This window comes from Streptomyces sp. NPDC058773 (genome assembly GCF_042746015.1).
Taxonomy (GTDB): domain Bacteria; phylum Actinomycetota; class Actinomycetes; order Streptomycetales; family Streptomycetaceae; genus Streptomyces.
In genome coordinates, this window is the sequence record NZ_JBHYPE010000028.1 from 1 (window position 1) to 14842 (window position 14842).

9 protein-coding genes are annotated in these 14842 nt (G+C 75.2%); 1 reads left to right on the forward strand and 8 read right to left on the reverse strand.

Going from position 1 to position 14842, the window contains the following annotated elements:
- Positions 1–515: 515 nt before the first annotated feature.
- Both ACFW5B_RS23000 and ACFW5B_RS23005 read right to left on the reverse strand, forming a co-directional pair.
- Complete coding sequence (locus tag ACFW5B_RS23000) at positions 516–4094, reverse strand: ATP-dependent helicase (RefSeq protein ID WP_386442582.1); 3579 nt, start codon at positions 4092–4094, stop codon at positions 516–518.
- 193 nt (positions 4095–4287) lie between these two features.
- On the reverse strand, positions 4288–4692 hold the full coding sequence (locus ACFW5B_RS23005) for an MGMT family protein (RefSeq protein WP_386442585.1): 405 nt from the start codon (positions 4690–4692) through the stop codon (positions 4288–4290).
- Positions 4693–4880: 188 nt separating this feature from the next.
- Here ACFW5B_RS23005 and ACFW5B_RS23010 point away from each other — a divergent pair, with 188 nt between their 5' ends.
- Positions 4881–7898 (forward strand): lysylphosphatidylglycerol synthase domain-containing protein, encoded by a 3018-nt coding sequence (locus ACFW5B_RS23010; protein ID WP_386442588.1) that lies wholly within the window; start codon positions 4881–4883, stop codon positions 7896–7898.
- 97 nt (positions 7899–7995) lie between these two features.
- On the opposite strand, the gene moeZ is transcribed toward ACFW5B_RS23010, so the two are convergent.
- The 6 genes from moeZ to ACFW5B_RS23040 all read right to left on the reverse strand — a co-directional run bounded on the left by moeZ (position 7996) and on the right by ACFW5B_RS23040 (position 14663).
- Positions 7996–9174 carry an adenylyltransferase/sulfurtransferase MoeZ gene (gene moeZ, locus ACFW5B_RS23015; RefSeq protein ID WP_386442591.1) on the reverse strand — a complete coding sequence of 393 codons (1179 nt, stop codon included), beginning with the start codon at positions 9172–9174 and terminating at the stop codon, positions 7996–7998.
- A gap of 97 nt (positions 9175–9271) precedes the next feature.
- Positions 9272–10096 carry a spherulation-specific family 4 protein gene (locus ACFW5B_RS23020; protein WP_386442594.1) on the reverse strand — a complete coding sequence of 275 codons (825 nt, stop codon included), beginning with the start codon at positions 10094–10096 and terminating at the stop codon, positions 9272–9274.
- Positions 10084–11040 (reverse strand): NAD-dependent epimerase/dehydratase family protein, encoded by a 957-nt coding sequence (locus tag ACFW5B_RS23025; RefSeq protein WP_386442596.1) that lies wholly within the window; start codon positions 11038–11040, stop codon positions 10084–10086. Before ACFW5B_RS23025 ends, ACFW5B_RS23020 begins: the two co-directional genes overlap by 13 nt.
- Before the next feature lie 253 nt (positions 11041–11293).
- Positions 11294–12532 carry a hypothetical protein gene (locus ACFW5B_RS23030; RefSeq protein ID WP_386442599.1) on the reverse strand — a complete coding sequence of 413 codons (1239 nt, stop codon included), beginning with the start codon at positions 12530–12532 and terminating at the stop codon, positions 11294–11296.
- Positions 12529–12771: a hypothetical protein gene (locus ACFW5B_RS23035; protein ID WP_386442602.1), complete on the reverse strand. Its 243-nt coding sequence runs from the start codon at positions 12769–12771 to the stop codon at positions 12529–12531. Before ACFW5B_RS23035 ends, ACFW5B_RS23030 begins: the two co-directional genes overlap by 4 nt.
- Positions 12765–14663, reverse strand: a complete 1899-nt coding sequence (locus ACFW5B_RS23040) for a DUF3492 domain-containing protein (protein WP_386442605.1) — start codon at positions 14661–14663, stop codon at positions 12765–12767. Before ACFW5B_RS23040 ends, ACFW5B_RS23035 begins: the two co-directional genes overlap by 7 nt.
- Positions 14664–14842: the final 179 nt, after the last annotated feature.

Genomic DNA, 14842 nt, shown 5'->3' on the forward strand with positions numbered 1-14842 from the left:
CTGCTTCGCTTTACGTCCACACACCAGGCCCCTCCGGCCCGTCCCCTCCCGTGGGTGGGTGGGAAGAAGGCCGGTGGGGGTTCCCTGGGTGGTCCGGTACTCGTGTCGGGCCGCGGTGAAACTGCCTACGGCGGCCGGCCCCCACCCACCCGCACTCACTCCCCTCCACGGGAGGGGACGGGCCGGAGGGGCAGGGGTGTGGGACGTCAAGCGAAGCAGTCCCACACCCCTGCCCCGGAGGTCCGTCACCGCACCCGACACCCACCCGCCCGCCGCAGGCGCAACGGTGAGTCAGCCGAAAACGTAGGGAGCCACAGCGCCGCGCAGCGGACCCCGCCCGCCGCAGGCGCAACGACGAATCGGCCGAAAACACAGGGGACCACAGCCCCGCGCAGCGGACCCCGCCCGCCGCAGGCGACACGGCGAGGGCACCGCGAAGCGGGCCACAAACGGCGAGCAACCACCACGGCGGGAAAGCCGAAAACGTGGGAGGGCCGCCCAGGCGCAGCGGAAGGTCACTCCACGACGTGCCGGCCCTCCGGCTGGGCGCTGCACGAGGCCCGGAAGGCGCAGTGGGTGCAGTGGGTGCCGGTGGTGGGCGTGAACCTCTCCTCCAGCACGCGGCCCGCGGCGGTGGCGAGGAGGTCCCCGACCCACTCGCCGTCGGGCGGCGGCTGCGCCTGGACGGCGGGCAGCGCGTCGCCGCCCTCCTTCTGGGCGGCGCCCAGCCGCAGATGGACCAGTTCGGCGCCGCCCGGTTCAGGGGTACGTCCGTCGAAGGCTGCGTCGACGGCTCCTTCGCGCACCGCGAGCTGGTAGACGGCGAGCTGGGGGTGGCGGGCGACCTCGGGGCCGGTCGGCTTCTGTTTGCCGGTCTTGAAGTCGACGACGTACGCCCGGCCCTGCGCGTCCTGGGAGACGTGGTCCATGCTGCCGCGGATACGGACCTCGTAGGCACCGGCCCGGAGGGTGAGGTCGAAGCCGTGCTCGGTGGCGACGGTGTCCCGGCCGCGGGTCTCGCGTTCCATGACGTGCCAGCGCAGGAAGCGTTCCAGGGCGGCGCGGGCCTGGTCCTTCTCCTGGCGTGACTTCCAGGGGGCGTCGAAGGCGAGGGCGTCCCATACGGAGTCCAGGCGCTCCATGAGGACGGTCAGATCGGCGGGGGTGCGGCCGGAGGCGACCTCGTCGGCGAGCACATGGACGACGTTGCCGAAGCCCTGGGCGGCGGTGGCGGGGGCGTCCGCCTTCACCTCGCGGCCCAGGAACCACTGCAGGGAGCAGGTGTTGGCGAGCTGGTCGAGGGCGCTGCCGGAGAGGACCACGGGGCGGTCGCGGTCCCGCAGCGGGACGCCGCTGTGGGTGGGTTCGTGCAGGCCCCACCAGTTGTCGGGGTGGGCGGCCGGCACCAGGGGGTGGTGATCGTCGTCGTGCAGCGCCGCCAGTTTGGCGAGCCGCTGGGCGGCGGCCTCGCGCAGCGCGGGGGTGGCTGCGGGGTCGACGGTGGTGGCGCGGAGTTCGGCGACCAGCGCGGCCACCGAGAGGGGGCGGCGCGGGCGGCCCGTGACGTCCTGGGGGGTGACGCCCAGCTCGGTCAGGAAACGGGAGGGCTGGTCGCCGTCGTCGGCCGCGGCCTTCACGGCGGTGACGACCAGGCGGTCCCGGGCGCGGGTGGCGGCCACGTAGAACAGCCGGCGTTCCTCGGCGAGCAGCGCGCCGGGGGTGAGCGGTTCGGCCAGGCCGTCGCGGCCGATCCGGTCGGCTTCCAGGAGCGAGCCGCGTCGGCGCAGGTCGGGCCAGAGCCCTTCCTGGACGCCGGCGACGACGACCAGCCGCCATTCCAGGCCCTTGGCGCGGTGTGCGGTCATCAGGCGTACGGCGTCGGGGCGGACGGCGCGGCGGGTGAGGGTGTCGGCGGCGATGTCCTGGGCGTCGAGCTCCTCCAGGAAGTTGAGGGCGCCGCGGCCGCCGGTGCGTTCCTCGGCGCGGGCCGCGGTCTCGAAGAGGGCGACGACGGCGTCCAGGTCCCGGTCGGCGTTGCGGCCGGCGGCGCCACCGCGGTGGGCGGCGCGCTCCAGGCGCTGCGGCCAGGGGGTGCCGTTCCACAGCTCCCACAGCGCCTGTTCGGCGGTGCCGCCCCCGGCCAGCAGTTCGCGGGCCGTGCGCAGCAGCAGGCCGAGCCGCTGGGCGCCGCGGGCGTAGGCGGGGTCGTGGGCCACCAGGCGCTGGGGTTCGGCGAGCGCACGGGCGATCAGCTCGTCGGAGGGCGGCGGCAGGGGCTGTCCGGCGGCCCGTTCCTCCTCGCGCAGGGCGCGGCCCAGGCGGCGCAGGTCGGCGGAGTCCATCCCGCCCAGGGGGGAGGCCAGCAGGTCGAGCGCGGTTTCGGCGTCGAGCCACTGGGGGGCGGAAACCGGGGCGGCGTCTGTGGACGCGTCGGGGCCGGACGCCTCGGCGCCGGGCTGGTCGGAGCCGGGCTCCGCCACACCCGTCCCGTCGGCGCCGGGCTCGTCGGCGCCGGGCTCGCCGGAGTCAGCCGCGTCGCCGCCCGGCCCGTGGTACCCAGCCGCGTCGGGACCGGGCTCGCCGGGGCCCGGCTCGTCCGCGCCCGTCCCCCGCCACAGCGCCGCCCGTGCCGCCGCCCGGAGGGCCGTCAGCAGGGGAGCGACCGCGGGTTCGTGGCGCAGCGGCAGATCGTCGCCGTCGATGTCGAGGGGGACCCCGGCGGAGGTGAGGGCGCGGCGCACGGCGGGGAGCGAGCGTCCGCCGGCGCGGACGAGGACGGCCATCTCCCGCCAGGGCACGCCGTCCTCCAAGTGGGCGCGCCGCAGGATGTCGGCGACGTTGTCGAGTTCGGCGCCGGGTGTCGGGTACGTGTACACCTCGACGCGGCCGCCGTCCCGCACGGGCGTGGGCTCGCGGTGGGCGCGGACCGTGCGGGCGGGCAGGCGGGTGAGCGGCATCCGGCGGGCGAGCAGCCGGGTGGCGGCGAGCAGGCCGGCGCCGGAGCGCCGGGAGGTGCCGAGGACCGCCACCGGGGCGGGGGTGCCGTCGCCGCGCCGGAAGGTCTCGGGGAAGTCGAGGATGCCGTTGACGTCGGCGCCCCGGAAGGCGTAGATCGACTGGTCGGGGTCGCCGAACGCGACGAGGGTGCGGCCCGGGGAGCCCGGTGCGCCGGTGGCCCCCCGGTTGCCGGCCAGCGCGCGCAGCAGCCGTACCTGGGCGACGTCGGTGTCCTGGTACTCGTCGACGTAGACCGCGTCATAGGCGCCGGCGAGCTCCGCCGCGACGCCGGTGTCCTCGGCGAGCAGCACCGCGCGGTGCACCAGCTCGGCGTAGTCCAGGACGCCCTGGGCGTCCAGGACGTCGAGGTATTCGGCGAGGAAGGCGGCCGCGGCCGTCCAGTCGGGGCGGCCGGTGCGGCGGGCGAAGGCGCCGAGCGCCTCGGGGCCCAGGCCCAGTTCGCGGCTGCGGGCGAGCACGGCGCGGACCTCGTCGGCGAAGCCGCGGGTGGTCAGGCAGGCGCGCAGGTCGTCCGGCCAGCTCACCTGGGCGCGACCGGCGCCGGCCAGCTCCGCCTGTCCTTCGAGGAGTTCACGGACGACGAGGTCCTGTTCGGGTCCGGACAGCAGCCGCAGGGGGTCGGCGAAGAGGTCGGCGTCCTGGTGGGCGCGGACCAGGGCGTAGCAGAAGGAGTGGAAGGTCGTGGCCTGCGGGATGCCCGCCCGCCGTCCGCCGCCCGTGCCGGGGAGGTGGCCGGGCCGGCCCTCCAGGGCGGCCAGCCGGGCGGCGAGCCGGTCGCGGAGTTCCACGGCGGCCTTGCGGCTGAAGGTGAGGACGAGGATGCGCTCGGGGTCGGCGCCGGCCCGGACCCGGCGGGCCACCGACTCCACGAGGGTGGTGGTCTTGCCGGTGCCCGGTCCGGCCAGTACCAGCAGCGGACCGTGCCGGTGGTCAACCACGGCGCGCTGGGCTGCGTCCAAGGCAGGAGGATCCACCCGCCCCGGCGGGGTGCGGACCAGGCGGTACGCGCCGGGGGCAGCCCGCCGCACCGCCCGGTGGGGCTGCGTCGGCGGGGCGGCCGAGAAGGAGGAACTCACGTGGATCGCCGGTCCTGAGGAGGTGTTCGTGGTGCGTGGGTGGTGCGTGGCCCGCCGCGGTGCGGGGCGGGCGCCGGGCGGGCGGTCCGGCCGTGCGGTGCGCGGCGGGGCCCTGACGGCGGTGCCCGACGCTACGCCGTCAGGCACCCGGGCCGCAGCGCGTCCCACGGGCCGCCGGGCACCGCCGCCGGTACTACGGCGTCGCGCCGCCGGGCTGTTGGCCGTCCCAGCGGGCCCGCCGCATGTCGAGCCGCGGTATATGGTCCCCGGACTCCTGCGGGGCGGTGCGCAGGGGGGTGCCTTCGTCCCGGTAGTGCGCCAGTGCGCGCTGTTCGCTGCCGGGCAGCAGCCGGCCGTCCGCGCGCACCACCCGCCACCAGGGCACCGCGCCGCCGTAGAGCGCCATCGCCCGCCCCACCTGGCGCGGTCCGCCGCCGCCCGCCGCGGGCGGCCCTCCGGGCGGCTCCTCGTCCCTGAGCCACTCCGCGACGTCCCCGTACGTCATCACCCGGCCCGCCGGGATCAGCTCGGCGACGGCGAGCACCCGCTCCGCGTAGGCGGGCAGCTCACCTGCCGTTGTGTCTCCGGTCCCACTCATTCGGTCCATCCTGCCGCACGGCACCGACAATGGGAGCGGACACACGGTCCCGCACCCCGGGACGGTCGGCGGCAGGGCGCCGTCAGTCGTGGCGCGGAGGTGGACGTTCCGGCTCCCGCACCCCCGAAATGCACCCTGATGCCCTCCTCCACCGGTCGGCCGTGCCACCATCTTCCGGACGGTGACTGGTGATACGAGATCAAGAAGAGACGGCCGAGCAGCAGGGTGCGGCGCCTCCACGGGAGGCGGGCGCCCCTGAAGCGCTGGCCGTCGACGCCGCCGGCACCGCGCCCGGAGCGGCCGCTGCGACCGAGCGGCCCGAGCGGCAGCAGGCGGCACCACAGGGGAAGCACCAACGGAGGCCGGCCACGGCGTCCGCGACCGAAAAGGCGAGCACGATCGAGAAGGCCGAACGACCCGGGGCGTCCCAGAGGCCGGAAAGGCCCGAGGAGCCCGAGCCAACCGAGCGGCACAAGGAGGAGCGGGACGGCGGACAGCCCGAGGAGGAGCAGGTCCGGCACGACCAGGGCGAGGAGCCGGTGTCCGGCGCGGCCCGGAGCAAGCCCCGTACGGGCTCGCACCGTGCCGATCTGACCGCCGACGAGTACGGCGAGTTCCACGTCGACCGGGTCTCCGGCGACGAGCCGCTGCTGCCCGCCCGGGTGCACCGGCCCTCCGACCTGTTGCGGCTGCTGCTCGGTATCGCGGGGATCGCGCTGGTCCTCGGGCTCGCCACGTTCGCCCACGGCACCACCCAGGGGCTGGAGAACGACATCGGCACGGGCGCCAAGGCGGCGCCCCCGCTGCTGATCAATCTGGCGGGGCTGACGTCCAGCGTGGCGGTGCTGATCGTGCCGGTGGCGTTCGCGGTGGAACGGCTGATCAAACGGGACGGGCTGCGGATCGCGGACGGCGTGCTCGCCGCCGTCCTGGCCCACGGGGTGTCGCTGGCCACCGATCTGTGGGTGGCCGAGGCCGCCCCGCCGTCCATCCGGGACGCGCTGACCCAGACCCTGGACAACGGTGCGCTGTCCGCCCCGGTGCACAGCTATCTGGCGCCGGTGATCGCCTATATGACGGCGGTGGGCATGTCCACGCGGCCCCGTTGGCGGGTGGCGATGTGGTGCGTGCTGCTGCTGGACTCCTTCGCGGTGCTGGTCGGGCGGTACACCACCCCGTTCGCGATCGTCACGACCGTGCTGATCGGCTGGACCGTCGCCTACGGCACGCTCTACGCGGTCGGCTCCCCCAACGTCCGTCCCACCGGCCAGAACCTCCTGGCGGGGCTGCGCCGGGTGGGCTTCCACCCGGTCTCCGCACTGCGCGCGGAGGACGCCGCCGGCACGGAGCAGTCCGAGCACTCGGACCGCGGCCGCCGCTACCTGGTCACGCTGGAGGACGGCCCGCCGATCGATGTCACGGTCGTCGACCGCGAGCAGCAGGCGCAGGGCTTCTTCTACCGGGTGTGGCGGCGGCTGTCGCTGCGCGGCATCAACCAGCGCCGCAGTCTGCAGTCGCTGCGCCAGGCGCTGGAGCAGGAGGCGCTGCTGGCGTACGCGGCGATCGCGGCCGGCGCCCGTGCCCCCAAGCTGATCGCCACCTCCGAGCTGGGCCCGGACGCGGTGATGCTGGTCTACGAGCACATCGGGGGCCGCAGCTTCGACTCGCTGGCCGACGAGGAGATCACCGACGCGCTGATGCACAGCGCCTGGCGGCAGGTCGCGGCGCTGCAGTCCCGGCGGATCGCGCACCGGCGGCTGGTCGGCGACGCGCTGCTGGTGGACCGGGCCGGGGACATCGTGCTGACCGAGCTGCGCGGCGGTGAGATCGCGGCCGGTGATCTGGTGCTGCGGATGGACATCGCCCAGCTGCTGGCCACCTGCGGGCTGCGGGTCGGCGCGGAGCGCGCGGTGGCCGCGGCCGTCGAGGTGCTGGGCCCGGACGCGGTCGCCGACAGTCTGCCGCTGCTCCAGCCGATCGCGCTGAGCCGCACCACCCGTGCGACGCTGCGCCAGCTGGCCCGGGAGCGCTCCAAACGGGAGCGGGAGGCGGTGCTGGCCGCCTCGCAGGCCGCCAAGGAGGCGCGGGAGGCCCGGGAGGCGGGCGGCACGACGGACCGCAAGACGCTCCGGGCGGAGCGGCACGCGGAGAAGAACGCCGAGAAGCGGGCCCTGGACGAGGCGTCCGAGGAGGCCCGTGAGGAGGATCTGCTGGCGCAGATCCGCCGGCAGGTGCTGCTGATCCGCCCAGCGGCGGTGATCGAGCCGGCGAAGCTGGAGCGGCTCAGCCCGCGCATCCTGATCAGCTGGATCGCCGGTGCGTTCGCGGTCTATCTGCTGCTGTCCCAGCTCACCCACTTCAACTTCAGCGATCTGGTCAGCAAGGCCCAGTGGATGTGGGTGCTGGTCGCGGTGGGTTTCTCGGGGCTGACGTACATCGCGGCGGCGATGAGCCTGCTGGGGTTCGTCACCGAGAAGGTGTCGTTCGTCCGGACGGTCATCGCGCAGATCGCGGGCAACTTCGTGAAGCTGGTGGCGCCCGCGGCGATCGGCGGGGTGGCGCTCAACACCCGCTTCCTGCAGCGCGCCGGGGTCCGTCCCGGTCTGGCGGTGGCGAGCGTCGGCGCCTCCCAGCTGTTCGGGCTGGGCAGCCACATCCTGCTGCTGCTCGTCTTCGGCTATCTGACGGGCACCGAACGGACCCCGACGATCTCCCCGTCCCGTACGGTCATCGCCGGGCTGCTGACGGTGGCGGTGCTGGTGCTGATCGTCACGGCGGTGCCGGCGCTGCGGAAGTTCGTCTCGACGCGGGTCCGGTCGCTGTTCGCGGGGGTGGTCCCGCGGATGCTGGACATCCTCCAGCGGCCCGGGAAGCTGGCCACCGGCATCGGCGGGATGCTGCTGCTGACCGCGGCGAACGTGATGTGCCTGGACGCCTCGATCCGGGCGTTCGGCGGCGGCGACACGATCAGCTACGCGAGCATCGCGGTCGCCTTCCTCGCCGGTAACGCGCTGGGGTCGGCCGCGCCCACCCCGGGCGGTGTGGGTGCCGTCGAGGGTGCGCTGTTCGGTGCGCTGACCGTCGCCGGGCTCGCGGGGGACGTGGCGTTCCCCGCGGTGCTGCTGTTCCGGCTGATGGTCTTCTGGCTGCCGGTGCTGCCGGGCTGGGTGGCCTTCACGTATCTGACGCGCAAGGGCGAGATCTGAGCGAGCCGGGCCGGCGGGCGGCCTTACGTCCCGTATGCAGCGCGAAGGCGCCGGTCCGCAGAACACGGACCGGCGCCTTCGCCCATGGCGGGGAAGCTCAGTAGACCGGCTTCTCCGGCTCGACGGTGTTGACCCAGCCGATGACTCCGCCGCCGACGTGCACGGCGTCGGCGAAGCCCGCGGACTTCAGGACGGCCAGCACCTCGGCGGAGCGGACGCCCGTCTTGCAGTGCAGGACGATCTTCCTGTCCTGGGGGAGGTCCTGGAGGGCGGTGCCCATCAGGAACTCGTTCTTCGGGATCAGCTTGGCGCCGGGGATCGAGACGATCTCGAACTCGTTCGGCTCGCGGACGTCGATGATCTCGATCTTCTCGTCCTCGTCGATCCACTCCTTGAGCTGCCGGGGAGTGATCGTCGAGCCGGCCGCGGCCTCCTGGGCCTCCTCGGACACGACGCCGCAGAAGGCCTCGTAGTCGATGAGTTCGGTGACGGTCGGGTTCTCGCCGCAGATCGCGCAGTCCGGGTCCTTGCGGACCTTGACCTGACGGTAGGTCATCTCCAGGGCGTCGTAGATCATCAGCCGGCCGACGAGCGGGTCGCCGATCCCGGCGAGCAGCTTGATGGCCTCGTTGACCTGGATGGAGCCGATGGAGGCGCACAGCACACCGAGGACGCCGCCCTCGGCGCAGGAGGGCACCATGCCGGGCGGCGGGGGCTCCGGGTACAGGCAGCGGTAGCAGGGGCCGTGCTCGCTCCAGAACACCGACGCCTGGCCGTCGAAGCGGTAGATCGAACCCCAGACGTACGGCTTGTTCAGCAGCACACAGGCGTCGTTGACCAGGTAGCGGGTGGCGAAGTTGTCGGTGCCGTCCACGATCAGGTCGTACTGCGCGAAGAGCTCCATCACGTTGGTGGAGTCCAGGCGCTCGAGGTGCAGGTTGACCGTGACGTGCGGGTTGATGCCCAGGACGGTGTCCTTGGCGGACTCCGCCTTGGAGCGGCCGATGTCCGCCTGGCTGTGGATGATCTGGCGCTGCAGATTCGACTCGTCGACCTCGTCGAACTCCACGATGCCGAGGGTGCCGACACCGGCCGCGGCCAGATACATCAGCGCGGGCGAGCCCAGGCCACCGGCGCCCACACAGAGCACCTTGGCGTTCTTCAGCCGCTTCTGCCCGTCCATCCCGACGTCGGGGATGATCAGGTGGCGGGAGTACCTGCGGACCTCATCGACGGTGAGCTCGGAAGCGGGCTCGACCAGGGGTGGCAGCGACACGGGGACTCCGTTGGTCGGTCTTGATGGGGTTCCCCCCGCCCGAGCCGAGCCGGGAGTGGGGGAGCTTGCTCTCCCCGTAACACTGCCACGCCCTTCTTCATTCCGAGACACCCGTTCCGATGCGCGAGACGAATTCGTCCCAGTAGCCGGGCAGTGACGCCCAGGCGTCCCCGCCGCCCCCGGCCGCGGCGTCGGCCCGCCGGTCGGTGAAGTACACGGTGCCCGCGCCCTGCCAGCGGGCGATCCGCAGCGCCTCGTCGAGATGGGTCCGCGGCACCCCGTGGACGAGGTGGCAGAAGCGCTCCGGAGGGTAGGTGGCGGTCCACTCGGCCACCTGGGACCAGCGGTAGTCGGCCCAGGAGCCGGCGAAGGTGACGAGCTGGTCGGCGGACTCGGCGTAGCCGGGGTAGGGGTGGTCGCCGTGCCCGAAGACGAGCGGCCCGTCGCCGCACAGGGCCCGCAGGGTGGCGGCCAGCCGCCGGGTCGCGGACAGCTGCGCCCGCTCCGTGGGGCAGCGGTCCAGCCAGAAGCCGTCGGCGCGGTACCACTCCAGGTAGCGGTGGGCGTCGGCGAGCAGCTCGCCGAGCGGGCGGGTACCGCGTCCCAGGTCCAGGTGTCCCAACAGGCGGACACCGGTCTCACGCAGCCGGGCGGCGGCCGGCAGACAGTGCGGATCGGGGCGGGCGCCGGGCCCGTTGGACACATTGAGCACCGCCCAGTGCACCGGCCCGCCGCCCCGCAGGGGGACCCGGCCGCCGTGCCCCGGCGCCCCGTGCCGTGCGGACCCGCCCGCGCAGCGCAGCAGTTCGGCCCACTCGGTCGGGGCCAGCAGCGGGTGGGCGAAGCCCGGCACGCCGATGACGGGCGACGGCGCCCTGGTCGGGGCGCGGGTGGCGCCGGCCGGGGTGGTCAGATGCGACACGCGGCCTCCATCCAGATGTCGGCGAGGGACTCCTCCAGCCCGATCCGGGGGCGCCAGCCGAGCCGGTCGCGGGCGGTGCGGACGTCCGCCTGCTGCCAGGTGCCGCAGCCGTCCGGGTAGGGGTAGGTGGCGGGCGGTGAACCGGCCGGGTGTTCCGGGGACGGACCGGGGATGACCAGCCGGGCGGGCGGGGAGTCGAGTTCGTGCAGCGCGCCGCCGAAGCCGGCGACCCGGGCGAGCACGGAGGCGGCCTCCCGCAGCCGTACCGCGCGGCCGGTCCCGATGTTGACGACGCCCTGCGCGGCGGACAGCGAGGCGGCGTGCACCGCCCGCGCCACGTCGCGGACGTCGACGAAGTCCCGTTGCACCCCGAGCCCGCCGAGCTTGAGTTCGCTGTCGCCGGACTGCATGGCGCGGCGCATCGCCTCGGCGAGCCGGCCGAGCGGCGAGCCGGCCGGGGTGCCGGGGCCGACCGGTGAGAAGACCCGCAGCACGACGGCGTCGAGTCCGGAGCCCAGGACCAGTTCGGTGGCGGCGAGTTTGCTGACGCCGTACGGGCCGCCGGGGCGCGGGACCGCGTCCTCGGCGGTGGAGGAGCCGGGCTGGGAGGGGCCGTACTCGGAGGCGCAGCCCAGGTGGACGAGCCGGGCGCCGCAGCTGCTGCGCCGCAGCGATTCGCAGATGGTGGCGACCGCGACGGTGTTGTGCCGGGTCAGCTCGCGGGCGCCGCCGCGGGTGGCGCCGGCGCAGTTGACGACGACACCGGGGTGCACCGCGTCGAGGAAGCGGGTGAGCGCCCCGGGGCTGCCGGTGGCCAGATCAAAGCGGACGTCGGCGTCGTCGCCCCGCCCGAGGGCGGTGAGCTGGACGGCGGGGTCGGCGAGCAGGCGGTCGGCGACATAGCGGCCCAGGTAGCCGTTGGCGCCGATGAGCAGCACCCTCATCGTGCGACCCCCCGGTGCGCGGGGCGTGTGGTCGGCTGGACGTTCATCTGTCGGGCTCCTAAGGCGGATCGAGGGAAGCGGGTCGGCTCCGGCCGCGGGGTCGGTGTCCGCCCTGGGGGCGGGGGCGACGTGGGGGCGGTCCGCGGCGCAGGGACCGGGGCGGCCGTGTCGGGGTGCCGCCCCGGGGGTGGTGCGTGGTGGGGGTGCCCGTGTGGGGGTGCGGGGTCGCGGGGGACAGTGATCGTCCGGAGGGTCACGGCCGGTGCGCCTCCGCCGGTCCGGAGGGGGCGGGCCAGTGCGCGCAGGCGCCGGTGAGCGCCCGCAGGCCGTATCCGAGGAGGCCGAGGGCGGCGGCGGTGCAGGCCACGGCGGGTACCGCGGCCGGTCCCGCCGTGGTGGCCAGCGCCTCGACCGGGGCGCCGAGCGGGGGCAGGCCGGGGAGCCGGGCGATCAGCACCAGGGCCAGGGCGACGGCTTCCAGTGCGGCGGCCGAGGCCAGGCCGGTGGCGGCCGCCTCGGGGAAGCCGTGGACGGCGAGCAGCCGGGCGAGGAAGAGCAGCACCCCCAGGGCGGCCGCTCCCCCCAGCACGGTGGCCGCCCCCGGCGTGACCGGGACGCCGCCTCCGAGGGCCGCTTCCGTTCCGAGGAGCAGGGCCGCCAGCGCACCCAGGAAGAGCAGGGTGGTGACGAGCAGCAACGGCCTTACGCGGGCGGCGAGTTCTTCGAGTCCGCGGCTGGCGGCCAGCACACGGCGTCCGCGCACCGTGAACCAGTGGGCGCAGCCGGCCGCGGGGGCCAGGGCGAGGGCGAGCGCCACGGCGGGGGCGACGGCGGCCCGGGGTGTGGTGTGCGGCAGATCGGGGCCACCGGCCAGGAGCTGTTCGAGCAGCCAGTCCCCGTACACCGCGTAGCCGGCCGTCCAGCCCGCCCACACGGCGGCGGTGCGCGGTCCGGTGCCGTGCCGCAGCCGCAGCGGCCCGGACCGTACGCCGAGCCGCACGGCGAGCGCGAGCAGGACGAGTCCGGTGGCGCCGACTCCGGTACGTACGGCGGGGGTTGCGGTGCTCACCGAAGCGACGGCGGCGAGGGCCACGGCACAGACGGCGCCGGGGAGCAGGTGCAGTGCCGCGCACACGGTGCGGGAGCGCCGGGCCGGGGCGGCCGGGTGCGGGGGGCCGGCCTCGGGGGCGGCGGCCGGGTCGGCGCGCGGCACCCGGGCGTAGAGCTCCTCGGCCAGCGAGAAGACATCGCGGTGCCGGAAGCGTGCGGCCGTGCGGTCGGTGACCCCGTGCGCCTCCAGGCCGGCGGCGATCTCCAGCGCGTCGACGGCGCGGGCGCACAGCTCCTGGTGGTGGTGCATCAGGGTGCGTACGGGGTCGGCGGGGCCGTGGCGCAGGGGGCGGGCGGCGGTGCCCGTGTGCGGGGCCTCTTCGGCGCGCGCTTCGCCCGGAGGTTCCACGGCGCGGGCGGTGCCGCCTTCGGGTGTGGTCATGCCCCGTACCCCCTCCCCCGGGTCGGCGCGCCGCCGCCCGGACCGGACAGGAGGTACGCGGTACGGCGCCGGGGCGGACGGCCGGGGCCGTCCGGGGTGCGCCGGGCCACCCGGACCGGACTGCCGGGGCCGCCGGGCCCGCCGGGGCGCCCGCCGTGTGCCACATCCGCCATGCCCGTCACCAGGGCCACCCCTACGACACCCATCGCACACATCACGTCCAGCACACTGGTCACCATTGCTCGCTCCCTCCCGCCGGCCACACCCGGTCGTTCGCCGTGCCCTGCTGTCCCACGGCCGGTCGTACGTCCCGGACCGCTGCCTCTCCCCCGGTCTCCGTGCGCCCCTCGGCGGCGGCCGGCACCGCGGCGGGCCGCCCGGCTCCGGACGCCGCCCAACTCGGTGTCCGGTGGGCCGGGGCGGTGACCGCCCGGGTGGCGGTGCCGGTCGCGGCCCAGCGGCCGGGGACACGGGACTCCGCGGGGCGGGCGAAGGGCCGCGGGACCCCGTGCCCGCCGGGTGTGCGGCAGCCGGCCGGGCGGGCCGGGGCGTGCGACATCAACTCCAGGTAGATGCCACGAAATGCCGCGATGTTCTGCTCGACGGTGAACAGCTCCAGCGCCCGCGCCCGGGCCGCCGCGCCCAGCCGGGCCCGGCGGTCCGGGTCGCCGAGCAGCGCGGCGCAGGCCTCGGCCAGGGCGCGGGGATTGCGCGGCGGGACGACCAGACCGGTGCCGCCGATGACCTCGCAGACCGCGCCGGCGTCGGTCGACACCGTGGCCCGGCCGCAGAACATCGCCTCCACCAGGGAGCGCGGGAAGCCCTCGATGACGCTGGAGAGCACCACCACCGCACCGGAGGCATAGGCGTCCGCCAGGTCCGGCACCCCGGGGCTGCCGATCTCCTCGAAGCTGACCGGGTTCTCGCCGACGGTGCGGGCGTCGGCGGCCTCGTCGGGGAAGAGCTGGGCGGCCAGGGCCCGGCAGTGCGCGAGATAGCCCGGCGCCCGCGGGTCGCTGCCGGGCCCGCCGATGATCCGCAGCGTGGCCGCCGGTTCGGCCCGGCGGACCTCGGCGAAGGCGTGCAGCAGCCCGATGAGGTCCTTGGCGGGCTCCACCGTGCCGACCCACACCAGCGTCTTGGAGTCGTCCGCGGCGGCATCCGCGACCGCGGCGAAGGGGGCGGCGTCCCTGCCGGGGTAGACCGTGCGCAGCCGGGCGCGGTCGGCGCCGCAGCGCTCCTGCCAGCGCCGGGCGTGAGTGTTGCCGGGGGTGATCAGCGCGGCCCGGTCATAGGTCTCGGCGGCCAGCGCGCCCTGGAAACCGGCGAGCAGCGCGCGCACCGGCACGCTCAACGGGGCGGCGGCGCGGGCGAGATAGTGCTCGCGCAGCCGCACGCCGTATTCGGTGACCAGGAGCGGGGTGCCGAAGAAGCGCCGGGCCAGCAGTCCGGGGAGGGCCGCCGCGCCGCCGGAGGTGGCATGGCAGAGGTCCACGCCGCCGAGCCCCGGGGTGTGCCGGTCGCCGTACCAGTCCAAGGAGAGCGGGCGGAGCGCGGGTTCGAGCCGGGTGGTGACCGCCAGCAGGTCGTTGACCTGCGCGCCCTGGGCCGCGGGCAGTGCACGGGGGCCGCGGCAGACGGTCTCCAGGATGCGGACGGCGCCCTCGGAGCGCAGCATCGCGGGCACCCCGCCGTGGTCCCGGGCGAGTTCGGCGAGGCCGTAGAGGCCGGTGGCGAAACGGTCCGCCTTCCTGGCCCCCGGTGCACCGGGGGCGTCCGGCGGGTCCCCGGCCGGTCCGCCGCCCGGGGGGACCGTGGCGAAGGCCGTCACGAGGTCGCCGAAGTGCTCGGCGAAACGGCGCCGTTCGCGGCGGCCGGCGGTGCGGCCCCTGCGCTCCTCCGCTCCCCGTCGGTGCCCGACGGGGGAGTCGCCCCACAGGGGGGCGCGGCGTACCAGGCGTACGTGTTCCGGCAGTTCGGTCCCGGGCCGGTCTTCCCGGCCGGGGTCGGTGGTCAGGGCGTAGACCTCGAAGTCGTGGCCGGTCAGCCCGCGTACGAGCCGGTCGCACCACGTGTGCGACTCACCGGACGCATCCGGATAACCACCTTCGGTGAGCAGTCCAATACGCATGAGCGCACCCCCGTCCTCCCCTGTCGGCGTCCCTGGTGTGCCGGCGGCACGGCCGCCACCTGCAGGAAGAAGCTATGCAAAGGGGCCGGTGGGGGGGGGGGAGGCGTTTACAGCCCGGCACCGCACGTAGGGGGCGAAGAAGAACATCAAAACAAAAAACACATTGTGGACGCGGGAGA

What these genes read in the sequence shown, in the direction of transcription:
- ACFW5B_RS23005 (WP_386442585.1), bottom strand. Translation starts at nt 4,692, where the DNA reads ATGAGTGGGACCGGAGACACAACGGCAGGTGAGCTGCCCGCCTACGCG.
- ACFW5B_RS23025 (WP_386442596.1), bottom strand. Translation starts at nt 11,040, where the DNA reads ATGAGGGTGCTGCTCATCGGCGCCAACGGCTACCTGGGCCGCTATGTC.
- ACFW5B_RS23030 (WP_386442599.1), bottom strand. Translation starts at nt 12,532, where the DNA reads ATGACCACACCCGAAGGCGGCACCGCCCGCGCCGTGGAACCTCCGGGC.
- ACFW5B_RS23035 (WP_386442602.1), bottom strand. Translation starts at nt 12,771, where the DNA reads ATGGTGACCAGTGTGCTGGACGTGATGTGTGCGATGGGTGTCGTAGGG.
- ACFW5B_RS23040 (WP_386442605.1), bottom strand. Translation starts at nt 14,663, where the DNA reads ATGCGTATTGGACTGCTCACCGAAGGTGGTTATCCGGATGCGTCCGGT.